Origin of the sequence: Bacillus sp. FSL E2-8887 (assembly GCF_038007205.1) — a bacterium.
Lineage (GTDB): Bacteria > Bacillota > Bacilli > Bacillales > Bacillaceae_G > Bacillus_A > Bacillus_A mycoides.
This window is the reverse complement of the sequence record NZ_JBBOWS010000001.1, coordinates 2,528,407-2,551,078: the sequence shown is the minus strand read 5'-3', so window position 1 is coordinate 2,551,078 and position 22,672 is coordinate 2,528,407. Positions and strand designations below refer to the sequence as shown.

The 22,672-nt window shown below is 33.2% G+C and carries 25 protein-coding genes; 16 read left to right on the top strand and 9 right to left on the bottom strand.

The window, feature by feature from the left end; translation table 11 throughout:
• Positions 1-12: 12 nt before the first annotated feature.
• From NSQ08_RS12815 to NSQ08_RS12790, 6 genes are all read right to left on the bottom strand, one after another.
• Entirely contained in the window at positions 13-1,212 is a 1,200-nt protein-coding gene (locus NSQ08_RS12815; protein WP_016120380.1) for an LL-diaminopimelate aminotransferase, read from the bottom strand.
• 176 nt (positions 1,213-1,388) lie between these two features.
• The gene (locus NSQ08_RS12810; RefSeq protein WP_061674110.1) at positions 1,389-1,757 is read right to left on the bottom strand and encodes a hypothetical protein; all 369 of its coding nucleotides are present in this window, start codon (positions 1,755-1,757) and stop codon (positions 1,389-1,391) included.
• A gap of 170 nt (positions 1,758-1,927) precedes the next feature.
• Complete coding sequence (locus NSQ08_RS12805; RefSeq protein WP_340775376.1) at positions 1,928-2,227, bottom strand: hypothetical protein; 300 nt, start codon at positions 2,225-2,227, stop codon at positions 1,928-1,930.
• A 155-nt stretch (positions 2,228-2,382) separates the two neighbouring features.
• Positions 2,383-3,585 (bottom strand): MFS transporter, encoded by a 1,203-nt coding sequence (locus NSQ08_RS12800; RefSeq protein WP_061674109.1) that lies wholly within the window; start codon positions 3,583-3,585, stop codon positions 2,383-2,385.
• A gap of 305 nt (positions 3,586-3,890) precedes the next feature.
• Positions 3,891-4,325, bottom strand: a complete 435-nt coding sequence (gene exsC / locus NSQ08_RS12795; RefSeq protein WP_340775373.1) for an exosporium protein ExsC — start codon at positions 4,323-4,325, stop codon at positions 3,891-3,893.
• Between the two features lie 169 nt (positions 4,326-4,494).
• Complete coding sequence (locus NSQ08_RS12790) at positions 4,495-4,647, bottom strand: YqbF domain-containing protein (RefSeq protein WP_078176551.1); 153 nt, start codon at positions 4,645-4,647, stop codon at positions 4,495-4,497.
• Positions 4,648-5,131: 484 nt separating this feature from the next.
• On the opposite strand from NSQ08_RS12790, the gene NSQ08_RS12785 reads away from it, so the two are divergent.
• The 8 genes from NSQ08_RS12785 to NSQ08_RS12750 all read left to right on the top strand — a co-directional run bounded on the left by NSQ08_RS12785 (position 5,132) and on the right by NSQ08_RS12750 (position 10,458).
• Entirely contained in the window at positions 5,132-5,470 is a 339-nt protein-coding gene (locus NSQ08_RS12785) for a hypothetical protein (RefSeq protein WP_340775369.1), read from the top strand.
• 218 nt (positions 5,471-5,688) lie between these two features.
• Positions 5,689-6,474: a class I SAM-dependent methyltransferase gene (locus NSQ08_RS12780; RefSeq protein WP_061674108.1), complete on the top strand. Its 786-nt coding sequence runs from the start codon at positions 5,689-5,691 to the stop codon at positions 6,472-6,474.
• A gap of 69 nt (positions 6,475-6,543) precedes the next feature.
• On the top strand, positions 6,544-6,732 hold the full coding sequence (locus tag NSQ08_RS12775; protein ID WP_002065918.1) for a DUF3970 family protein: 189 nt from the start codon (positions 6,544-6,546) through the stop codon (positions 6,730-6,732).
• Positions 6,733-6,809: 77 nt separating this feature from the next.
• Positions 6,810-7,775 (top strand): nucleoside hydrolase, encoded by a 966-nt coding sequence (locus NSQ08_RS12770; protein ID WP_340775365.1) that lies wholly within the window; start codon positions 6,810-6,812, stop codon positions 7,773-7,775.
• Positions 7,776-7,899: 124 nt separating this feature from the next.
• Positions 7,900-8,142 carry a GlsB/YeaQ/YmgE family stress response membrane protein gene (locus tag NSQ08_RS12765; protein ID WP_002013368.1) on the top strand — a complete coding sequence of 81 codons (243 nt, stop codon included), beginning with the start codon at positions 7,900-7,902 and terminating at the stop codon, positions 8,140-8,142.
• Between the two features lie 92 nt (positions 8,143-8,234).
• On the top strand, positions 8,235-8,630 hold the full coding sequence (locus tag NSQ08_RS12760; RefSeq protein ID WP_002084959.1) for a hypothetical protein: 396 nt from the start codon (positions 8,235-8,237) through the stop codon (positions 8,628-8,630).
• A 253-nt stretch (positions 8,631-8,883) separates the two neighbouring features.
• Complete coding sequence (locus tag NSQ08_RS12755) at positions 8,884-9,729, top strand: DUF5700 domain-containing putative Zn-dependent protease (protein ID WP_215586450.1); 846 nt, start codon at positions 8,884-8,886, stop codon at positions 9,727-9,729.
• 24 nt (positions 9,730-9,753) lie between these two features.
• Complete coding sequence (locus NSQ08_RS12750) at positions 9,754-10,458, top strand: YjgB family protein (protein ID WP_340775355.1); 705 nt, start codon at positions 9,754-9,756, stop codon at positions 10,456-10,458.
• A gap of 14 nt (positions 10,459-10,472) precedes the next feature.
• On the opposite strand, the gene NSQ08_RS12745 is transcribed toward NSQ08_RS12750, so the two are convergent.
• On the bottom strand, positions 10,473-11,678 hold the full coding sequence (locus NSQ08_RS12745) for an MDR family MFS transporter (RefSeq protein WP_340775352.1): 1,206 nt from the start codon (positions 11,676-11,678) through the stop codon (positions 10,473-10,475).
• Between the two features lie 62 nt (positions 11,679-11,740).
• Here NSQ08_RS12745 and NSQ08_RS12740 point away from each other — a divergent pair, with 62 nt between their 5' ends.
• The 5 genes from NSQ08_RS12740 to NSQ08_RS12720 all read left to right on the top strand — a co-directional run bounded on the left by NSQ08_RS12740 (position 11,741) and on the right by NSQ08_RS12720 (position 17,314).
• Positions 11,741-13,516: an ABC transporter substrate-binding protein gene (locus NSQ08_RS12740; protein ID WP_340780147.1), complete on the top strand. Its 1,776-nt coding sequence runs from the start codon at positions 11,741-11,743 to the stop codon at positions 13,514-13,516.
• Between the two features lie 158 nt (positions 13,517-13,674).
• Complete coding sequence (locus NSQ08_RS12735; RefSeq protein ID WP_012261120.1) at positions 13,675-14,298, top strand: YhbD family protein; 624 nt, start codon at positions 13,675-13,677, stop codon at positions 14,296-14,298.
• A gap of 13 nt (positions 14,299-14,311) precedes the next feature.
• On the top strand, positions 14,312-15,022 hold the full coding sequence (locus tag NSQ08_RS12730; protein WP_002189907.1) for a bactofilin family protein: 711 nt from the start codon (positions 14,312-14,314) through the stop codon (positions 15,020-15,022).
• 25 nt (positions 15,023-15,047) lie between these two features.
• Positions 15,048-15,755: a polymer-forming cytoskeletal protein gene (locus tag NSQ08_RS12725; protein ID WP_061674101.1), complete on the top strand. Its 708-nt coding sequence runs from the start codon at positions 15,048-15,050 to the stop codon at positions 15,753-15,755.
• A 23-nt stretch (positions 15,756-15,778) separates the two neighbouring features.
• A complete protein-coding gene (locus NSQ08_RS12720) occupies positions 15,779-17,314 on the top strand; it encodes an MDR family MFS transporter (RefSeq protein WP_012261118.1) in 1,536 nt (511 codons plus the stop codon).
• A gap of 54 nt (positions 17,315-17,368) precedes the next feature.
• Here the strand turns inward: NSQ08_RS12720 and NSQ08_RS12715 are convergent, their stop codons facing one another.
• Positions 17,369-17,689 (bottom strand): hypothetical protein, encoded by a 321-nt coding sequence (locus tag NSQ08_RS12715; protein WP_002189904.1) that lies wholly within the window; start codon positions 17,687-17,689, stop codon positions 17,369-17,371.
• Positions 17,690-18,101: 412 nt separating this feature from the next.
• On the opposite strand from NSQ08_RS12715, the gene NSQ08_RS12710 reads away from it, so the two are divergent.
• Positions 18,102-18,884 carry a BC_2878 family exosporium-associated protein gene (locus NSQ08_RS12710; protein ID WP_016101230.1) on the top strand — a complete coding sequence of 261 codons (783 nt, stop codon included), beginning with the start codon at positions 18,102-18,104 and terminating at the stop codon, positions 18,882-18,884.
• A 542-nt stretch (positions 18,885-19,426) separates the two neighbouring features.
• Here the strand turns inward: NSQ08_RS12710 and ycaC are convergent.
• Complete coding sequence (gene ycaC / locus NSQ08_RS12705; RefSeq protein ID WP_002192841.1) at positions 19,427-20,062, bottom strand: isochorismate family cysteine hydrolase YcaC; 636 nt, start codon at positions 20,060-20,062, stop codon at positions 19,427-19,429.
• Positions 20,063-20,545: 483 nt separating this feature from the next.
• On the opposite strand from ycaC, the gene NSQ08_RS12700 reads away from it, so the two are divergent.
• Complete coding sequence (locus tag NSQ08_RS12700; protein ID WP_340775330.1) at positions 20,546-21,316, top strand: GNAT family N-acetyltransferase; 771 nt, start codon at positions 20,546-20,548, stop codon at positions 21,314-21,316.
• Positions 21,317-21,909: 593 nt separating this feature from the next.
• On the top strand, positions 21,910-22,605 hold the full coding sequence (locus tag NSQ08_RS12695) for a CsxC family protein (RefSeq protein WP_002013348.1): 696 nt from the start codon (positions 21,910-21,912) through the stop codon (positions 22,603-22,605).
• The last annotated feature ends 67 nt before the right edge of the window (positions 22,606-22,672 follow it).

Here is a 22,672-nt window from a genome sequence, read left to right as displayed (position 1 = left end):
GGGGAGTTATTATTAATTCTTAACTAATTCTTCTATTTTTTCAATAGAGAAAATACCACTATTTTTAATGTTTTCAACTGCTTCTTGTAATACTACTTTATCTTGAACAAGTGCAATACGTACAAAACCTTCGCCATGAGGACCAAATGCATGGCCTGGTGTGACAACGACATTTGCACGATCCATAAGTGCATAAGCGAACTCTAGCGAAGTCCATCCTTTCGGAATTTCAGCCCAAACGAACATACTTCCAGCTGGTTTATCGACATTCCAACCGAATTTGCGGAATCCGTCCACTAAAGTATCTCTACGTTCTTGGTAAATTCCACGGTTTTTTTCACAAAATGCAGCGCCGTGTCGTAATGCAGCGGATGCAGCTTTTTGAATTGGTAAAAACACACCGTAATCTGTATTAGACTTAAATTGCGTAAGCGCGCCGACAATTTCTTCGTTACCAATCATATAACCAATACGGCTACCAGCTAAACTATAACTTTTAGATAAAGAATTAATTTCAACGCCAACTTCTTTTGCACCAGGTACAGATAAGAAGCTAATTGGCTTTTGACCATCAAAATAAAATTCAGCATAAGCAAAATCATGGACAACGATAATATTATGTTTTTTCGCGAATGCGATTACATCTTTAAAGAAATCTTCATGTGCCATTGCTGGAACTGGATTTCCTGGGAAGTTCAAAATCATCATCTTTGCTTTATTGGCGATTTCTTCAGGGATAACTTCTAAGTTAGGTAAGAAATCATTTTCTTTTTTTAATGGCATGTAGTAAGATGTTGCACCGGCCATTTGAATTCCTGTTTCATAAGCTGTATATCCTGGATCAGGAACTAGTATTATATCTCCCGGATTTGCAAAAACCATAGGTAAATGAACGAGTCCGTCTTGTGAACCCATTAATAATAAAACTTCTTTTTCAGCATTTAATATAACGTTATGAGTGTTGTTGTAATATTCAGTTACAGCTTCGTGAAATTCTTGAATACCAGATAATGTATATCCGTAACTTTCTTTTGCACTTGCTGTATGTACCATTTCTTCTCTCACAAAATCAGCAGGAGGCATATCAGGATTCCCGATACTTAAATCGATCATTTTATGACCTGCTGCAATTTTCTCTTTTTTATAGGCCCCTAATTCACTAAATATAGAAGATTGGAATGCTTTCATTCTAGTTGCTAAAGTGTAAGTCATCAAAACCCCTCCTAAAAACAGTGTTTTCTTTCTGTGTTTTTAATTATTCTGAAAACACATGTTTACATTTTATCATTTTTTTATGAAAATTAAAACGATTGACAAATTTAGAGGGAGGATAATAAGGGGAAATATAAAAATAACGTAGAAAATATTTTCTACGTTATAAATGAAGATTAATTGTTTGTTTTTTTATATGTACATGTGTTTTCAGTTGTAAAAAAGTATACATTTAATTCATTATCGACAACTTTTAAAGATTGATCCGATGTAAACGAGTTACCATAATCAATACGATACACGTTAGAATTTTTAACAAACGATCCTTTAAATAAATCCTCTTTTTTATTTGTTGTTTGCATTTCCACTAAATTGTGAACAACCTTTTCTTTCTTTTCTTCTTTCACAACTGTTTCAAATTTATAATATACAGGGCATTCACCTTTTTTATTATCAATGACTTCCCAAGAGCCGTATATATCATTATTGCTACATCCACTAAGTAGAACGATTAATATAGGGAAAATAAATAGAAGCTTTTTCATTGTGTACTCCTTTCTTATTAGTTTTTATAAACGTGCGAATACGATAGGAATATTGTAATGAATAAAGTTTAAATTTTTATAAAGAATTATTTAATTTCACATAAAAATTTAGGGGGAATTGAAAAAGCATGAATCTAGTGTAAAGTCAGATTCATGCCGAGTACTATAGTCTATGTTATGTCTCTTTTGAGGAAAAATAATGAGGAAAGTAGGATCACTATTCCATTTAAGATATATATAATTGCAACAATAAAGGCTAGCCCACCTGCGCTAAATCCAGCTTTATCAAATATAGAAGCGAATGCTGCGGTAGTCAAAAAGATAATGGGAGTCAGTAATAAAAATATGAAACCTGCCACGATTCTTCTTTTAAAGCTATGTCGAGATAAGGAAATGGCTAAAAAGTTTATGAGGCTAAACATTACTAATACAAAAATAAAGATAATAAATAACTGCATACCATCAGACATTTTCACGCCTCCTATATATCTTATGTATATACTATATTCGAAAGCAAAATGGGGTACTCCTTTAAATCATTTCAATAAACGTAATAATTAGGATTATAATAAAAGAAAGAGGCATGGATCTATATAAAAACAAATCCATGCCTAAAATATTTATGTTATAAATTCGCAGATTGTGACGGTTGTTTTTCATACTGTTTCTGTTTAGAAAGGGATATGAAAATAATTAATAATGAAATAACACCGAAAATGAGAACCATATATTGTAACCCAATCGTATCTAAGAAGAAGCCAGTTCCAAGTAAGACAATTTGGAACATAACTCTTTCAAACATATTACGGAATGAGAAGAGACGTCCGTGATAGCTTTTTTCGACTTTCGTTTGGAAAATTGTCGACATAATAGGGAAGAAGCAGCCTACACTAAATCCAAACAAACCAAATGAGGCAAGTGCCATCCATTTAATATCGCTAAAGAACAACGAAAGGTGTGCAAAAGCGGTACAAATTGCGAAGAAGTATAGTAACTTTTCAGGTTTGAAATGATCAGATAAACGTTTAATAACGAAGGCACCTAACATAAATGCTACACCTTCAATTGTATATATGAATCCTTTAATCGTTGGGTCATGTTGCATTTCGCTAATGTTAATAACCATTAAATTGAATCCAGCTATAAATAATAGAGGGATAATACTTAATATAAGTGCTGTAAAAGCAATAGGAATTCCTTTTAAAATACGAAATACTTCCATAAAACTATTATCTTTAGCTGATTGTTTACTTGATGTAGCGGATTTTTTATCTTCAAATTGTAGGAAGAAAGTTGAGAGGAATAATAAAGCGTATGCTGCCATTGAGAAGGCATACATATACTGTAAACTCATTACAACTAAAAGAATACCACCTAGTGAAGTACCTGCAATACGAGCGATTGTACCGATATTCATATGTACACCGTTCATTTGTAATAGCTCATGTTCATTAACGATGAGTGGAATTACAGATTGTAATGCAGGGAAATAAAATGCCGCGGAAATTTGAAGTGCAATCATAAATGCAATCATGAAAGCGATACTTTCATATTGAATAGCGAAAAACATGAAAATAACACTAATAACACGACCAAATCCAGCGTAAAGAAGAACTTTCTTTTTTTCATATTGATCAATGACACGCCCAGCCATTGGACCGACTAGAACACCAGCTAACAGTCCGATAAATAATATAACGGATTTCATAAAATCAGAAGGGACGTATTTTTGCATAAATTCAAGATTACCAAGAATACCAAGCCATAACCCTAGACCAGCAATAAACTCCCCAATTAATACGATCCAAACATTTTTATTACGCCACATAATTTAAACCTCTCAGTCTTTTAAAATTAACAACTCGTATATAAAACCTCCTAATTTATTCATTATTTTTTAACGCGCTTTTTTTAGAGTCAGAGTCTATATTACGTGTTTCATTAGTGAATTTCAATCTTTTTGATTTGTTGAAAATTTGATTAATTATATGATGAAATAAGTAATTCAAAATGTGAAAAACTCTTGATTAAATACAAATTGAAAATAAAGAAAAACATAGAGAAAATAAAAAAGTGAGAACGTAGTTACTACGTCTCACTTTTCTCAAATGCAACATCAAACAATAGATTCCTTTAGCAACACTTATGATCTTGTCCAATAGCTAAACCACTAAAAGATAGAGGGCCAACAACGTCTGCACTTGCAGCATTTGTTAGATTTTCCACAGTTAATGAATATTCGTGAGTCCCGCAGCTTACATCTTTATCAATAGCTTGAAATGTTTGAGCGTAGAATTGTTCTGAATCTGTAGATTCAATACCTACTTGCGTGTTGAAAATTTCAGTGTTGTCACGGAAAATTCTAAATAATATTTGTGATATATCAGTTATACCTTTAACTCCAACTGTAGCGATTAATTCTACTCGATTATTACGTGAATCGCTTCTTGAAATTTTTAATTTAATATTTGCTAGAATTGCTTTGTTTGGGGAATGAGGAATTACAAAAGTTATTTCATCTGTTTTATTTATTGGTTGAGTAGCTTGGTAATCAATGATATGAGTCATGTTCGTCACCTCCTCATATGCTAAAATATGAAAGTAACGATGAATTAGCTTGGACATATACTATAAGATGTTAATAGAATTGAGAATAAAGTTGAATATGGGGCGATAATATAAAAGCATCAAGAAAGAGTCACAATACTGTGAGTTGTTTCTCGATGCTGTTTGTACATTAGGCAGAGTATTCCTCTTTACGTACTTCGAAGAATTCATTCCGGCGTAAGTAATTAAAAATTTTCTCTGAAACCTCTTTTTCTTCGGATATTAAGAAACGATGATCAAAAGCATAGAAAGATTGACCTTTAATTAGTTTTACGTAGTATATTTTACACGCCTCCTTTAAATTAGGATTCTTAAATACTTTATATTATGATGACCTATCTGGTTGTTAATAATACTTAAAGTTTCAAAGGGGAGAAGTATAAATTCAAAAAAACATTGAAATAGCTTACAAATCTGTAATGTTTTTGTCACCTTTGCCGATAGTTAAAATTAACCAGTATCTTCTATACTACAAATAGGTTCCATAAAACAAGGGGGTAGAAAGATGGAGGAAGTAATTGGAGAAGTTGTAGCAGGGATTTGTGAATTTGTAGTTGAAGTTACGGTGGATGTTTTAGGAGATTTAGTTTCCGGAAATGATGCAGAGAAAGAAACATTATAAAATTTGTAAAAAGTTTAAAGATAAACAATGTGTAAAAGCTGATTTCTAAAGGGAAGTCAGCTTTTATATTTTTTACATTATATTAATAATATCTAAGTATTAACCTGTTACGATATTGGTGAAATCAATAAAGGAGCTGACCGATATGAATATGCCGAATTCTAGATGTGATGTACATGATTCTAGTACGATTGTAGCGAATATAAATGAAAAAGAATATCACTTTATTGTTCGTATACATCCACTTGCAGGAAAGATGATAGCACTATTTGAAAATGGGAAAGAATATGGCTTGCTTGATAAGGAAATCGCTAGTAGGGATAAATTTATTAGGTCAGAGCTTACTAAGTTGAAGCATTTCAACATAGATATTCTTTATGATAGTCCTGGGTGGATATGGATTGGCATGGACCAATATGGATTGCATGCAAGAGAGGCTACTAATAGCGAAGTAGAAGTTATTGTGAAGTTACAGGGGGATTAGACGTGTAAGAAGATCCTCAAATATAAGAGATACTTTGTGTGGGTGTGGGATAATTCCCCATAACCTTTTTTGTTTTGTGCTTAAAAATAAAAGAGTTAAATTTTTTTGATAGAAGGTCTCTAATACAAGAGACGAGACTAAACTAAAAGAGGATTTGAAATTATATAAAGAGAACTTATAAATTAAATATAATACTTTATAGAAAGAAGATGATAAAAATGAGTAAAGAAGAACTTGTGAAACAACAATTTGGTAGTAATGCAGAGAAGTATGTAAAAAGTAAAATTCATGCAAAAGGACTGGATTTACAATATGTAGTTAAGCAAGTTGAAACTCGTCATAATACTCGTCTTCTTGATATTGCTACTGGTGGTGGACATGTTGCTAATTTGTTAGCCCCAATGTTCAAAGAGGTAGTCGCTCTTGATTTAACAGAAAAAATGTTAGAAAAAGCAAAAGGTTTTATAGAAGGGAACGGACATGAAAATGTATCATTTGTAGCAGGACATGCAGAAAGGTTACCATTTGCTGATGAATCCTTTGATACAATTACATGCCGAATTGCAGCACATCACTTTGTTGATCCTTTGCAATTTATTTTTGAAGTAAATCGAACGTTAGAAGATAATGGGTTATTTATATTAATTGATAACGTTTCACCAGAAAATAATGAGTTTGATACATTTTATAACTTTATCGAAAAGAAGAGAGATCCAAGCCATGAACGAGCTTTGAAAAAAACAGAATGGATTACTTTATTAGAAAAACATGGTTTGCAAATGCAGTCATGTCATACTTTTGACAAGAAGTTCGATTTTGATTGGTGGTGCGATATGATGGATGTTCCTATGCAAAAACGTGTAAAGTTAACAGAGTGTATGATGAAAACATCAAATGAAATGCAAGAATTTTTCAAAATTCAATTTGAAAACAATAAAATAGAATCGTTTTATACTGAAATGGCACTGTTCGTATGTAAAAAAAGTTCAACATTAAAAAGATAAATTTCTTGCAGTCTTTCTGATGTACGATATACTTAGTACAGAGAAAATGAGAATTGAGGAATAGTAATAATGATTCGTGTACGTATTGAGGGAACTGAGGAAGAGATGCTTGAATTTTTAGAGAAAATGCCTGACATTCCTGGGTTTGAAAAAACACATATGAGAGAACCGAGAAAAGGGAATAATCCGAAATATGATTCAAGCAAAAGTATACTAGCATATTTATCTTATAAAAAGATTGAAGTCGCCAATAAATAGGCGGCTTTTTTAATTATCTCCGTTTCACCACCTTGTCTTTTTCGCATAATAATGATAGTAGATTATGCTGGAGAGGGGTGAGGAATGTTAATAAAAAAATAATCTTTTTCGGAGATTTTGGTATTGATGATGCAGTAACCTTAATTTATGCGAATAAAACATGCAAATTAGATATTATAGGTATCGTTGCAGAGTATGGAAATGTGTCAAGAGAAATTGTAACGGAAAATGTTTATTTTTTAGAAAGATACTATGCTACAAAAGTGAAGATTATTGAAGGTGCCAGTAGACCGATGACAGCTGAAGAACCTTTGTTTTTTCCTGGAATTCATGGGGATCACGGTTTAGGTCCAATTATTCCACCGAAAATGAGAATTTGTGACAGAGAAAATTTTTGTGAATTGATTAAATTAATTGAGCCTTGTCCAGAAGATATTATTATAGTCGCGACGGGACGATTAACAACACTTGCAACATTATTTTTATTGTACCCCAATTTAATGAATCGAGTATGTTCTTATTATATAATGGGCGGTGCTTTTCTATTTCCGGGAAACGTTACACCTGTATCAGAAGCTAATTTTTATGGTGATCCAATTGCCGCGAATATCGTTATGAAATATGCGCAGAATGCTACAATATATCCGTTAAATGTAACGCAGCGTGCTCTTATCACCCCTGAAATGGTCGATATTATTGATAAAGAAGGAACAGGGCAGGCGAAACTCATAAAGCCAATGATCGATTTTTATTACGAGAACTTTTACAAAAAAGAATATCCAGGTATTGCTGGGAGTCCGATTCACGATTTACTTCCGTTCATTTCATTTATAAATGATGATATTTTTGAATATAAAAAATCAGCAGTTTGGATTAGTACGACGAATGATGTAACGAGAGGTCAAAGTGTTGCCGATTTTAGAAAAATAGCTGAGCCAACGACGTTTGATAATCGTCCTATACAAAAAATTGCCGTTGAATTTAATTATCAAGCGTTTAAAGATGAATTTATGAGAACAATATTGAAGCCAGATTGTCCTTAAAAGGGTGAGCAGATTTGAATGATTTTCATAAGACGAATAACTTACGAAAAATGTAACATAACTAATGGTAAGCAATTGTTTCTGATTATAATTTTTATTGGTCAATTATAAAGGAGGAAATGATATGATTTGGTCTTTAATCGTTGGTGGTATATTAGGATGGTTTGCAAGTTTAATTACTGGGAAGGATGTACCTGGCGGTGTAATCGGTAATATTATTGCAGGTATTGTCGGTTCTTGGCTTGGTACAGCGTTACTTGGTAAATTCGGACCTGTTATAGGCGGATATGCGATTGTTCCGGCTTTAATAGGCGCGATTGTTTTGATTTTCATCGTAAGCTTTATATTCCGTGCAATGCGGAAATGAATACAGGGGACTGTTTACATTTGTAAGCAGTCCCTTTGTATTATGTTGTCTAATCTGTTATGCTACTGTTATACAATCAGGAGGTGTCAGCATTGAAATCATTTACAGTAAATTTTCATCAAGAGGATAATGCAAAGGCAACAACAGTACATAAATTAAGTGAAGAGGACTTCGAGAAAGCAACAGAAAAAGGTACTCGTCATCTATTTGATTTAGATACAAACGTTGGTTTCTTCGTATTCTTTGATGCTGAAGATACAGAAGGAAACGAGCAATACTTAATGTTACAATATGAAGGAGATCATGAAGAACCAAGTGCTTGCTACGGATTTGATTTGAAATTGTTCTATCAATTTTTAGCACTATACTTAAATGATCTTGAATTCCAAGGTGAGACAAATGAAGAAGAGGAAGAAAATGGTCCAATTCATCATTTAGCGCACTTACTTTACCATATCGTTGAAGACGGTAAATCTATCGAAGTATAAAATACATAATTGAGGCTGTCCTTTAATAGGACAGCTTTTTTAATTATATAAATAGTTAATCTTAATGGATTTCTGATCATGACAAATGATTTGAATAAGATTCAGAAGGAACAAAACATTAAACCAGCAGAGAATGAGTATTCACTTTCTGCTGGTTTTTTGCATTTAAAGGAGATTTTGTAGCAGTTTAATTCAAGTTACAAAAAGGATATAGCGAGTATGGAGAGAAGGTGTATACAAGGAGATGAATAAGATGATTAACAATACAATTCCAAGCTTTTTGAAGCTTTTGGAAAGCGATGATATAGGATTACATGACTTGGACAAATATTATGATATGTATCCAGAAGCATTTGAAGAGTATTTTAATTATCATTGTCCTAAGACGGAAGACCGTCTTTCTAGTGCAATTAAAAAATATCCTGAAAAACTAAAAGACATCCGTATTATTTCGGAAACTTTACCATCTATTATTCAAGAAATTAGTGAGGAGTATCACATTCAATTTGGTTTTAATATAGATTTGACTTTTCATCTATTTGTAGGTGGGTTTGGCTCCAATGCATTTGTAGAAAGAGATATTATTGGGGATATATTTCTTTCGGCAGAAAAATTATCTCCTGAAAGGGAGCATCTTCGTGTTATCGTTGCTCATGAAATTGGTCATATATATCATAATTTCGTATTGCAAGAGAGTGGAATGGATTGGACTAAAGCACAATGGACTGATGCTGCGGTTAGTTTATATCGTGAGGGAGTCGCGACATATTTATCGCAAAGAATAGCTAAAGGATTAAGTAAATCAGTCTATTATTCATATGATAATGATGGTGACGATTGGTTGTATTGCTATGAAGAACATAAAGATCATATTAAGAAACATTTTTTACAAGATTATGTTAAAGGGTGGACAGATGAAAAAGAAAAAGAATGGTTCCGTTTATCAGGAGGGACTTATTTCGGATGCAACCGACTCGGTTATTTTTTAGGAACATCGTATATGGAGTATATTGTGAATACTTTCGGGGAAAGCGAAGCACTTACTTTTTGGACTAAAAATAATTTAAAGAGTAGTGTAATGGAATGGTTACAAAAGTGAATATGTTGAAGAGGGAGGCTGAAAATGATGAAAGTATATATGAAAGTACTTATATTTTTTCTAACTTTAACGTGTGTAGCGGCTTTAACCGCATGTACTAACGCTGAGGAAAAGAAGCAAACTAATTCAACATCAGAAAATAGTACGGAAAAAAAGAGTGATACTTCAGAAACGGGTAAAAAGAATGAAGAGACTGCTCCCAAAAAAGAGAAAGAACCTGTGGAAAAACCAAAAGGTCATGATTCGGTAAAACCTTCAACGGAGTCTAATACGAAAAATACAGTGCTTAATCAAAAATCAATTAACCATGTAAAAGATTTATTTGAGCAAGCGAAAGTAGGTAAAGTACCTAATGTTCCATATGCGGCGCATACAGGTGACATCGAGGAAATAGAAAAAGAGTGGGGAAAAGCAGATAAAACTGATCAAGCAGGCAACGGGATATATGCAACTTTTACAAGTAAAAATGTAGCATTTGGCTTTAACAAAGGATCTCAAGTCTTTGACGTTCGCTCATATCATTCAGAACTCAAATCGATTACGTTACAAGAAATCGAAAAGGTTTTAGGAAAACCAGCGTCTGTTAAAGTAAATGGTAATGACAAAATATACGTTTATAAAGTAAATGACCAATTTGAATTGAAATTCGTTATTCCAAAGTCAACTGGTAAAGTACATCATATTTCTGTGTTCTCACCGGAGGATAGTATTAATAAAATGGCAGGTTAAATGAAGAGCTGTTCCTATAGGGACAGCTCTTTTGTTTTGTTTCTTTCTAACGATTGAACAAAAAAAGCTTGAATGATACCACCGATTATTAATAAGAAGGCGCAAATATAAAATAGAGTACTACCGTTTAATTTACTTAATAACAATGCACCTACAAAAGGCCCGAAAGTTCTTGAAATATCCCAATGTATACCGTATATAGAAAAATATAATCCGCGTCTATGACTTGGAGCGATTTGTGAAACGAATCGTAGTAAGTGATTCAAAGCTATACTTTGCCCAATTACTAAAAAGAGCAATGTGAAGAATAATGACCATATTGTTGTGGAATAACCGTAGCCAATCGCAGCTAACGTATAGCAAGTATAGGAAATAACAATGATTTTAGGCATAGAAAATCGTTCAGACCATTTCACAAGGAAAATTTGGAGCATAACTTCCATGATTGCTTTACAAGTTGAGATAAATACGAGTATGAATAAAAAATTTGGAAATACACTTTCGGCGAATATACGATAATTTGATTCGGTTTGAGCGTAGAAAAAACTAATAGGTAGTGTAGAAACCATAAGTCCAAACACAGCATAATGCTTTGAAATAAATTGTTTTGGCGAATATACTTCTTTAGTTTTATTAACGCTTTGTCTGAGTGGGACCGTTTCAGGAAGCTGCGTCCAAACGAGAATAACATATAGCGTAAGGGCTACACCTTGCAAAATAAATAAATACTCAGGGTGACTAGTATAGAAAAAGGCGCCGATTAATGGGCCAATTACAGAGCCGATTGCTCCCGTAGTATGCAGAACAGCAAATATTTCTGCCTGTTGTTCTTCCTTCGTTAAGTCAGCGATTTGTGCTCGCTGTGCCGGAATATATAAAGAGCGTCCAATACCATTTACTACATACAATAAGGCGAAAAAGGCGACCGATTCAGCAAAAACGAAGCCGCTTACGGCAAAAGCTTGTAAAAGTAATCCGAGTAACATTATTTTCTTTCGGCCGTATTTATCTGTTACACCCCCAGCGATTAATGTAAACACAATATCAGCGAGAGGCTGTAATCCGAAAAGAAGCATTGTAACGATGACATTACCATTTAACGCTTTATTAACATGAATGATAAAAATGATAGCTAACATCGCTTCAGTCGTTCGGACTAACAATTCACCGAACAATCGAATGAGAATAGGCTTATTATAACGTTTTAAAAGATACTTCATTTTTATTTCCTCCTTTCTATATTGAAATGATAAGATGGAAGCCAGAAATGAAAAAGGGTAGAATGAAAGAGGAAGATTTTTCATCTTTTAGGGGGCGTTTTATGATTATTTTGGAGCAATATATGCACCTGTGGCTCCAGTATGGAAATGGGAGAGCAGAGGGAGAACAATTAGAAATAACTATACAAAATATATCTGAAACATTATTTTGTACAGAGCGAAATAGTAAATTAATCATAAAAAAATTAGAAGAATTTAATTGGATTATGTGGTTTCCAGGCCGAGGGAGAGGAAATCGTTCAAAGTTGTTATTTCAAAAACATCCACTTTCTTTAATTTTAGAAAGAGGAAAAGAAATAACGAAACAAGGGGACGTAAAAAGTGGAAGTGCATTTATTGAAAGATATAGCTCGTATTTTCCATCACTTCAAACGCAATTTCAAACGTGGATTGATTCGATATTCGGTTATCAAGTCGAAAGGACATCTAAAGGGAGAAGAGATGTGCTACGTTTGCAAGTCCAAATGAATCTAGATATTGCATTAGATCCTGTATACGCTACGATGCGTTCGGAATGTCATATGGTAAAACATATATACGACACGTTAGTGTATATAGACGGAAATACAAACAGTGTAGAGCCAAGACTTGCGTTTTATTGGGAATATGATGACCAGAAATATATATGGACCTTCTACTTACGAAAAGGTGTTCAGTTTCATAACAGGAAAGAATTTACTGCTTATGACGTTGTACATACATTTAAACGATTTATGAAAGAGAAAAATAACCCGCATGCTTGGATGTTACAGCACGTTGAAAGTTTACATATTCTTGATGACTACATTGTGCAGATTCGTTTATCTACAGATAATAAGTTGTTTTTACATGCTTTAAGTACAGAACAGTGTTCTATTGTAAATGAAGATGGAGATGGAAGGTTAATCGGTACTGGACCGTTTCGATTATGTGAAAAGAATGAGGATGTATTCGTATTAGAAGCAAATGATTTATATTTTCGCGAGCGACCATTTCTCGATCGAATTGAATTATGGAATGTAGAGCAAAGCGTAAATACGTGCGATATTTTAGCGAAAGCACACTATAACAATATAGAAAAGCATCATAAAGAACTAACTAGACTTGAGTCGAATGTAACATACATTACATTAAATACCGCAAAAGAAGGACCTATGCAAAACACGATGTTTCGGAAAGCTCTATATAAAATCATTCATAGCAATGCGCTTATCGAGGAATTGCAAGGAGCACGCGGAGAAATAGCAGAAGAATTGGTTCTAACAAAGGGTGGCACTATACATATAAATGAGGACATATATACGCTTATTAAAGAGAGCTCTTACCGTAATGAAACACTGCGACTATATACATTTATAGAACAAGATCATGTTGAAGACTCATATTGGATACAAAAAGAGTGTGCGAAGTATGGCGTCACTATTGAAGTCGTTTTTCTTGAAACAAAAGAGTTATTGCAAACAAGTACGATACAAAAGGCTGATATAATACATGATAGTGCGACAATTAGTGAGCGTATTGAAGAGAGTTTACTATATATGTTTCTTACAAAAAACAGCTTTATTCATCAACATAGCAATATAAAATTTAACGAAGTATTGCAGTCTTATTTTATAGAGAATCAATTAGAGAAACGGATGACACTGTTACAAGATATTGAAGACACATTGTTACGCCAAATTCATATTATTCCTTTATATCGTAACAAACAGCAAGTAAGTTCACACGAAAAAGTGCAAAATATAATGATTAATCCACAAGGTTGGATCGATTTTTATCAAATATGGTTTAAGCCTTGATATATAAAGGTTCTTATGCATTTTAGTAAGATGTGTAAGAACCTTTTTTGTATGGAAATGAAGTTTGTTTTGCACATTTTTACGCTACATGTTATAAAAGTTCATTTACAGCGTAACAGTGTTATGTTACATTGTTGTTAGGAAGGAGTGATATACAGTTGATTACAAATTTAATTTCAAAAAAAGATTTATTAGAGTTAACTGGTATTTCATACGGACAGTTATATAGGTGGAAGAGAAAAAATTTAATACCGGAAGATTGGTTTGTACGGAAGTCAACGTTCACAGGTCAGGAAACATTTTTTCCGAAAGAAAAGATATTAGAGCGTATTGATAAAATTCAAACGATGAAAGAGGATCTATCGCTTGATGAATTGGCAAATATGTTTTCACCAAGCGTAACAGAGATTCTTTTAGCAAAGGAAGATCTCATTCGTAAAGAGATTACATCAGAACCTGTTTTACAATTTTTCATGGAGCAAACGAACAAAACGGCAGATTTTCAATTTGCAGATATTCTTTATGTATACGTGTTAGAAGAACTTCTTCAATCAGGAGACGTTAGCTTAGAAGAAGGGAAAATGGTTTTACAAGTTTTACGTGAAAATTATGAAGCGATTAAACATAAAAATTGTGACTTAGTTATTATTCGGAAGTTAGGGATTTCTACATGCTTCTTAGTATCAAGCGTTGAGGATTTAATTTTTGAAAAGGGAACAAAGATTGTTTTACGTGTAGCAATTATGAAATATACCGAAGCATTAAAAACTAAACTGTTGTAGTGGAGGAGAAATAATGCGTACAGAAAATTTAATTATAAACGGATATGGTTCATCAAACGGTGGAGAGTTTCATAAAGTGCAACTAAATGGAAAAGGAACTGTTAATGGAAACGTTGAGTGCGACCAATTTGAATGTAATGGTTACGGAATTGTTACTGGTGATTTGAAAAGTAGCGATGCGAGAATTAGCGGATCAGGTAAAGTTGAGGGTACAGTTAGTGCGGAAATGATGCGAATCGATGGGAAAGGGACAATTACACAAGATGTAAAGGCGACCACTTTAAAAATTGCAGGAAAAGGGACGATAGGTGGTAATGTAACTGGTGAAGAATTTAAAATCAATGGTCAAGCGACGATTGATGGTAATTGTGAAGTTGATATTTTTTCTTCAGAAGGGCAATTTACAGTTGGTGGATTATTAAGCGCAGATGAAATTAATATAAATATTCATGGTACATGTAGAGCGAAAGAAATTGGTGGCCAAACCATTAAAGTAAAACATAGATTGAGTGCTTTTAGTAGACTATTTAAAACAGTATTTGGCTTACAGTTAGAAGCTGAACTGCTAGAAGGTGACAATATCGATATTGATTATGCTCACATTAAAACAGTAAGGGGAAACAATGTTACTGTAGGGCCGAACTGTGAGATTGAACTAATTGAATATACTGGGGTTCTTACTGTTGATAAAAGTGCAAATGTAAAAGAAATTAAGCAAGTTTAAGTTTAAAAGGGAGAGAGGAATCGGTATGGAAAATCAACATAGTCTTACTGTCAATGGATCAGGTAGCTCAGCAGGTGGAGATTATAACAAAGTAAAGATACGCGGCGAAGGAACAATCTCTAATCATATGAGTTGTAATGATTTTAAAACGTATGGTACGAGTGAAGTACGTGGCAATATGAAAGCGAAAAATTATGTCGTGTATGGAGATAGTGAAGTACAGGGGAATATGGAGGCGGAATATGTAAAAGTATATGGCAATGCCCAAGTACAAGGCGACGGACAAATTAATAAAACAAAAGTTAGAGGTATGATAGAATTTAAAGGGAAGCTATCCGGTGATTTCGTAGATGTGAAAGGCGCTTTAAATGTAATGGGAGATATAGAAGTAGAGGAATTATTACTAACTGGTGGTCTTGAAAGTGATGGTTTGCTTAATGCTGAAAATATTGAAATCTCACTTCGTTATGAAGGAAGTAAAGTGAGAGAAATCGGTGGGAAAAAGATTACAGTACGTAAAAAAGCGAGATTTATTCCTTTTACAAGTCATGCAGGAAGCCTTCAAACATCAATTATTGAAGGGGATGATATTTATTTAGAACATACAATAGCAGACGTAGTAAGAGGAAATCATGTTATAATTGGCCCTGGCTGTGAAATTAGTGTAGTAGAATATCACACTAGTTTTAATCAGAAAGGTAATGCAGTCGTAAAAGAACATAAACAAATATAAGTAGTATGAGGGAGAGCAAGGTTATGGTTGAGAAGAATAATAAGCTCGGTTTTGTTGTGGCGGGCTTATTGCTAGGGATTTTAATGGCATCAATGGATAATACCATTGTCGTAACAGCGATGGGAACAATCGTTGGTGATTTAGGAGGTCTTGAAAACTTTGTATGGGTTGTTTCTGCATATATGGTTGCAGAAATGGCAGGTATGCCGATTTTCGGTAAACTATCAGATATGTATGGTAGAAAGAGATTCTTTATTTTCGGTTTAATCGTCTTTATGATTGGTTCGGCACTTTGTGGTACTGCTGAAAATATTACACAGTTAGGTATTTATCGTGCCATTCAAGGTATTGGCGGTGGGGCACTAGTGCCAATCGCATTTACTATCGTTTTTGATATTTTCCCTCCAGAAAAGCGCGGGAAAATGGGTGGTTTATTCGGAGCAGTATTTGGTTTATCAAGTATTTTCGGGCCATTACTTGGCGCATATATTACGGATTATATTAGCTGGCACTGGGTGTTTTATATTAACTTACCACTTGGAATTTTAGCACTTATTTTTATTACATTATTTTATAAAGAGTCACGAGTTCATAGAGAACAAAAGATTGATTGGTTTGGCGCAATTACTTTAGTTGGTGCAGTAGTTTGTTTAATGTTCGCCTTAGAATTAGGCGGACAAAAGTATGATTGGGATTCTAGCTTTATTTTAAGTTTATTTGCTGGGTTCGCTATTTTAGTAATTGCTTTTATTGTTATTGAACGAAAAGTAGAAGAACCAATCATTTCATTTGAGATGTTTAAACAACGTCTATTCGGAATGAGTACAATCATTGCCTTATGTTACGGGGCGGCATTTATGTCAGCAACTGTGTACATTCCGTTATTTATTCAAGGTGTATACGGTGGTACGGCAACAAACTCAGGATTATTGTTATTACCAATGATGTTAGGATCAGTAGTTACAGCGCAGTTAGGTGGATTTTTAACATCGAAACTTAGCTACCGAAACATTATGATTATTTCTGCTGTAATTATGCTAATCGGATTATTCTTATTAAGTACATTAACGCCAGAAACAAGTCGTATATTATTAACAATTTATATGGTTATTATCGGTTTTGGAGTTGGTTTCTCATTCTCTGTACTAAGTATGGCTGCTATTCATAACTTCGGTATGGAGCAACGCGGTTCTGCGACTTCAACGAGTAACTTCATTCGTTCATTAGGTATGACACTTGGTATTACAATCTTCGGAATGATTCAAAGAACTGGTTTCCAGGATCAATTAGAAGAATCGTTTAAAGGTATGAGCGGGGGAATGAATACAAACGCTTTAGGAGATTCAAGAGCTATTCTATCAGAATCGGCAAGATCTCAAATTCCGCCGCAAATATTAGATAAAATTATTGAAGCTCTCTCTAGTTCAATCGTTCAGACATTTATGTGGGCGTTAGTCCCCGCAAGTTTAGCGTTCGTATTCGTTTTCTTTATGGGAAATGAGCGCATGGTATATAAAAAAGAACAAAACAAGGTGAAAAGTGAAACATCAAAAGCATAAAGAAAAAGCTCCTTTCAATTTTGAAAGGAGCTTTTTCTTATGTACGGAGTCGAATTAGCTTTCGATAATTTCGTATTCTTCGTCTGCTAATAATAAAATTTGTGTTTTCTTACCCTTGTTTTGAACTTCGATTACATCATATGTACCTAAGTCTCTTAGCTTGCTTTGAGAAGCGTTAACCATAACTTCCATAGAATCAATTAAGATATCTTCTTCAACGTATGATTCAGGTAATGCCATATCTTCAGTATCTAATACACATGTATATAGATTTTGTAAGTTCTCAGCAGTTGGGTTTTGTTCCTCAACATCAATGATGTTTTTTACTGCTTCCATATTTTCTTCTTTTACTTGATATACTTTAATTTTAGTCATTGTTTTAATCTCCTTTATTACGTAATCTTAGAGGCTGCAATTCATCCCGCAATAACGAGCAGTAGACTCCCGCCTCAAGGTGAAGAAGCAAATGATGAGGACGGCAGGAGATAACTGCCCGTAAGAGCCCGATTGGTGAGGGCTAACCATTAGTAGGAGATAAAGCTCCCCGCTAATAGAAGTTTCACTTTATTATAACGCTTTTTTGTTGAAAGATGAAATTGTTATATGCATTTATAGTGAAAAATATATTTTATTACTTATTTGAGGAACGATGAGTTTCTTAATTTGACAGGCATATGTCTGTATACTTATCTAGACTAATATTAGAGTTATATTGTCCAAGCTTTTCTTACATACCTTTCATATTATATTTATTAGGTAAAACATATAGGAAAGGAATGGAGAATCAGTGGATTGTGAGCCGAAACGTGATTGTCAATGTTGTCAAAATAGTATATGTGAATTTTTGAAAAGTTTACATCCTTATTCTAGGGTTGAGAGTATCGTAATAGACGGAAACGAAATAGTTGTATCCTATTTTATTTCATTTAATGAGATAAAAGGTATAGTGTCGTTTGCACAAGAAGACAGTGAGGTAATATTTGTAGATTGTTCAAGAATTGATGCGATTCGAATAGGGAAAGTTTGTAGTTGTAAAACGAAAGTTAAATTTATTGAAGATGAATTCAGTTTACTTGGAAATGTTTGTCCACATTGTTTAAATGAGGGAAGTACACTATTCTTCGATTTTAATAATCCTGAATTAAGTTTATCTTTACAGGCAACAACGATTGATCCACCTAGATGTATTGAATTTGTAGATGAGCTTGGGAATGTAGTAAAGCAAATTACTATAGTAGGTGAAGCGATTGTTTCTAAAGATTTCGTTCCGGTACCTGAACTGTTAGATTTTCGATTAATCTTATCGGATATAACTGGAAATCCATTGAAATTTGGATTACTGTTTATTAACTTCCCTGATATTACGTTTATCATTCTTTTCGCATCAAATGGATACCTCAACATTTCAAACTGTTTAAAAATAGAGAGTGGAACTGGAAATGCCGAAATAGAAGAGATGAAAAAAGAGATTATTAACGACAATAGTATGATGTACAATTCAATTATTAAGTTAACTAGAATATATAAAAATGGTGAGACGGAATCTTACATTTCTAAGAAGGAGTTATAACGTATTTATCGTAATTAACCCTCGTACACTATAATGAGGGTTTTTACATAAAAATGATTAAATGAAATATTGTTACATTTGAATTTAGCCATTTATTGTGTGGAATCGGAAATTTTTTAGCTTCTCTTTAGATACACTAATGAAAGTAAAGGTATTTATTGTTTTCTATACTGTATAGGCCGTAGTAGCGGGAAATAGGCTGGTTTGTACTATCAATTAATACGTGTTATTCCTTAATGCGTCACTGCCATAAACATGCAAATTAGGTACCCTGCTTACGCAACAAAATATGAAAGAAGTCAATTGCAGGGGGATATTTATTTAAGTGTAAATAAATATAGCGGTGGAGTAGGGTATTATACAATATTAGTAAAATAATTAAAAAAAGGCTGCTACGACAGCCCTTTTTTTAATTATGTAAATACCTGCTGTAAGTTTTTTTGAGAGTGAATTTTATTAGGAATAATTAGTCATCATTGTTACCATATATCGCCATCAAGTTAACGAAAATACACTACCAATTCTGATTTTATATTAAGATTTTACTTGCTAAGCTCTCTTTGAGCCCCCATATAGCTTCCAATGATATTTTGATAACTTGGAAGATGCTTAGCAAGTAAAGCTCCGAAACCTTCAACATCATTTCGCCAGTCACGCTGTAATTCTGCTGCAACGCTAAACCAGTTCATTAGTTGCACCCCTCCATGAGCCATACGCATAAGAGCGGCATCAGCAACTTGTTTACTAAAAGTTCCAGATGCATCCGTTACAACAAATACCTCATACCCTGCATTTATAGCTGATAGAGCTGGGAACGCAACACAAACATCAGTAACGACACCTGCGATAATTAACTGTTTTTTACCCGTTGCTTCAATAGCTTTTACAAATTCATCATTGTCCCACGCGTTAATTTGTCCAGGACGCGCTATTTTAGGCGCATTTGGAAATAGTTCGATTAATTGCTGCATGAGTGGACCATTAGGACCGTCTTCGAAGCTAGTTGTTAAAATAACAGGTAAATCAAAAAACTTAGCGGTATTCGCAAGAGCTAAAACATTATTCTTGAATTCATCAACACCATAGTCACGCACTAGACTGGAAATAAGACCTGTTTGATGATCCACTAGAAGAACCGCGGCATCACTTTTTGAAAGACGAGAATACAAATCAGACATTTTATAATCCCCCTTAATAAGCTTATTTACAAATCAATCTTACAGTTATTTATCTTGATTTGGTATACATGCAAAAATTTATCAACAAATAGTTTTCATTAGAATATTGGGATGTATGTATTTTTATATTGAGGAATTACAAATTTTTCGTTTTGGGAAAAAATGTATTAATTGAGTGGATAGCTATGTGGTATGGTCCTAATGCTATCTATTATTTGTGAATAATAATGTTTTTACCTGTAAATAGAAAATGAGATATGAGGACTAAAATGAATCTGAAAATAGCAATTCTTGATTGGTAAATCATTTCAATGAAATTAGATGTTATAATAAAATTGAATTTACGTATAATTTATAATTATTTGATATTTGAGTTTCATAGACATTTACTTAGATAATAAATAAGTGTGTATAAGAATACTAATAAAAGTTAACTCATGAAAATGTTGAGTCTAGTTGATTTTAAAGAAAGCGGGAATGTAAATGATATATGAGGCAAAAATACATACAAGAAAAAAATTAGTTTCTATGTTCGAGGATTTTAATAATGTTGTTCTACTTTCTTATTTACAAGGACATATGGGCAATGCCTGGGTGAACGATCTTGAAAACCCGACAGTAGCGCAAATTACGGTAGGAATTTTCACATTTTACGCTGGGGATCCAAATGCAAAAGAGACAGAAGAGTTATTACGTAACATCCCTGAAAGAATTTTAGTAATCGTAAATAGTGATCAATGGAAAAAGCGTTTAGAAACATTCCATGAAAGAAAAATAGATAAGTTTTTACGATATAAATTTAAAAGAAATGCAAAAGTGTTTAATCGCTCAAAATTACAATCTTTTATAACTGCACTTCCAAAAGGATATGAATTAAGAAAAATAGATGAGCATATCGCAACTAATCCAACATTACACAACGTTTCTGAAGATTTTACAAGTCAATTTCGATCAATAGATGATTATGTAAATCGAGGTATAGGTTATAGCATTTTGTATAATGGAGAAGTCGTATGCGGTGCATCATCATATAGTATTTATAATGATGGTATTGAAATTGAAGTTGCTACTGATCTTGATCATAGAAGAAAGGGATTGGCAACTGTAGTTTGTGCGACCTTAATATTGGATTGTTTAGAAAAGGGGAGGTATCCAAACTGGGACGCAGCGAATAGTACTTCTGTCAAATTAGCAGAAAAGCTAGGGTATGTTTTTGATAAGGCATATGATACTTATTTTGTAAATAATAAGTGAATGAACGGGAGCGTGTACGGATTGTACAACGTCATAAGACTAGTAAATTAACGTTTAGTAGTCTTATTTTTTATAATTGCAAACAAAAACTAAACTATCCAAAGATAAAAAGGTATTAAAAGAGATGTTAATAAATGAAATTAAGGGAAAAGAATGACGACAAGATTGGTTTCCTAAGAAGAGTTGATAAATTTTAGTGAAAAATTTGAGAATAAAACAATGATATTAATGATAAGGATGAAGGGATTCCGCAAAAATTCGGGTATAAAAACCGACTTTTTTTAGTCGGTTTTTATTTTTTTCAACAGTAGAGTGATACTAATATTGATTTTTCTTCTATTACTAGTGAATATAATTAACACATCAGTTCCTACTTCCACGATGAGGGTTCAGAAATTCTCTTTTTATATAGGTAGATAATCATAAAGGCTTAATATATTAAGTTATGTGTGTTTAACTAACAATAAATTTGCTATTTTTTTGTAAATGATGAAAGTAACTATTATACAAACCCACGCATTAATAGAAGAGATACATATACAGTATAGAGAGTTAAAAAACTCCAAAATATTGTATAAAGGAGATTATAAAATATGAGCGAACAATGCCCAATTAATGTACCATGTCAGGTAGATGGACAAACTCAAACGCCATTAAGTGATGCAGCTGCAACACCAATTCTTACTCCAGGAACACCGATTGTAAAAATACCAGTTGTATTAGCAGAAAGAACAATTCAAATTGTTGTAGAATCTGATATTTCATTAGATCCTCCAGCAACTGAGATTAAACGTGTGTTAAAAAATGTATTTTTAACACAATGTAAGTTAGTTCCTGTAGCATTTACTCCAGTACCAGGTACAAATTATCGCCGAGTTACAAGAGCAAAATTATTTGTACAAGGATATATTCGTAAAAATATTGAATATGCAAATGATGAGTGTAATGGAGTGCTATATGATCGTATTGCAAATGTTCCATTTTCTGGTTTTGCAGATTTAACAGCAGCTGATTTTCTATCACAAGCTGTAGTAGCTTCTTCCTCAGATACTACATCTCACTTTATTAATCCTAAAAATGGTGATTTACCACGTTTAGACAAATACTTCTTCGAAAATACAGTTTTTTATAATGAACAACCATATTGTGAATTAGTAAGCGCACAATTTTTCGAATTAGACTTTTCACCTTGTCCAACAGAATTAAACGAGCCATTTGGAACTCTTCGTGAAAAAATTGTACTAGATCTTACTTTAAAAGTTTTACAAGTACAACAAGTACAAGTATAAGACTAAAAAAGCATTGTCTTTAATAAAAAGACAATGTCTTTTTTATTATTATAAAACATATATAATG

Excerpts from the sequence above, each read along its gene's own strand:
- NSQ08_RS12815 (WP_016120380.1), bottom strand. The coding sequence starts at position 1,212 with ATGACTTACACTTTAGCAACTAGAATGAAAGCATTCCAATCTTCTATA.
- NSQ08_RS12810 (WP_061674110.1), bottom strand. The coding sequence starts at position 1,757 with ATGAAAAAGCTTCTATTTATTTTCCCTATATTAATCGTTCTACTTAGT.
- NSQ08_RS12805 (WP_340775376.1), bottom strand. The coding sequence starts at position 2,227 with ATGTCTGATGGTATGCAGTTATTTATTATCTTTATTTTTGTATTAGTA.
- NSQ08_RS12800 (WP_061674109.1), bottom strand. The coding sequence starts at position 3,585 with ATGTGGCGTAATAAAAATGTTTGGATCGTATTAATTGGGGAGTTTATT.
- exsC (WP_340775373.1), bottom strand. The coding sequence starts at position 4,325 with ATGACTCATATCATTGATTACCAAGCTACTCAACCAATAAATAAAACA.
- NSQ08_RS12785 (WP_340775369.1), top strand. The coding sequence starts at position 5,132 with ATGAATATGCCGAATTCTAGATGTGATGTACATGATTCTAGTACGATT.
- NSQ08_RS12780 (WP_061674108.1), top strand. The coding sequence starts at position 5,689 with ATGAGTAAAGAAGAACTTGTGAAACAACAATTTGGTAGTAATGCAGAG.
- NSQ08_RS12775 (WP_002065918.1), top strand. The coding sequence starts at position 6,544 with ATGATTCGTGTACGTATTGAGGGAACTGAGGAAGAGATGCTTGAATTT.
- NSQ08_RS12765 (WP_002013368.1), top strand. The coding sequence starts at position 7,900 with ATGATTTGGTCTTTAATCGTTGGTGGTATATTAGGATGGTTTGCAAGT.
- NSQ08_RS12755 (WP_215586450.1), top strand. The coding sequence starts at position 8,884 with ATGATTAACAATACAATTCCAAGCTTTTTGAAGCTTTTGGAAAGCGAT.
- NSQ08_RS12750 (WP_340775355.1), top strand. The coding sequence starts at position 9,754 with ATGATGAAAGTATATATGAAAGTACTTATATTTTTTCTAACTTTAACG.
- NSQ08_RS12745 (WP_340775352.1), bottom strand. The coding sequence starts at position 11,678 with ATGAAGTATCTTTTAAAACGTTATAATAAGCCTATTCTCATTCGATTG.
- NSQ08_RS12740 (WP_340780147.1), top strand. The coding sequence starts at position 11,741 with ATGAAAGAGGAAGATTTTTCATCTTTTAGGGGGCGTTTTATGATTATT.
- NSQ08_RS12730 (WP_002189907.1), top strand. The coding sequence starts at position 14,312 with ATGCGTACAGAAAATTTAATTATAAACGGATATGGTTCATCAAACGGT.
- NSQ08_RS12725 (WP_061674101.1), top strand. The coding sequence starts at position 15,048 with ATGGAAAATCAACATAGTCTTACTGTCAATGGATCAGGTAGCTCAGCA.
- NSQ08_RS12720 (WP_012261118.1), top strand. The coding sequence starts at position 15,779 with ATGGTTGAGAAGAATAATAAGCTCGGTTTTGTTGTGGCGGGCTTATTG.
- NSQ08_RS12715 (WP_002189904.1), bottom strand. The coding sequence starts at position 17,689 with ATGACTAAAATTAAAGTATATCAAGTAAAAGAAGAAAATATGGAAGCA.
- ycaC (WP_002192841.1), bottom strand. The coding sequence starts at position 20,062 with ATGTCTGATTTGTATTCTCGTCTTTCAAAAAGTGATGCCGCGGTTCTT.
- NSQ08_RS12700 (WP_340775330.1), top strand. The coding sequence starts at position 20,546 with ATGATATATGAGGCAAAAATACATACAAGAAAAAAATTAGTTTCTATG.
- NSQ08_RS12695 (WP_002013348.1), top strand. The coding sequence starts at position 21,910 with ATGAGCGAACAATGCCCAATTAATGTACCATGTCAGGTAGATGGACAA.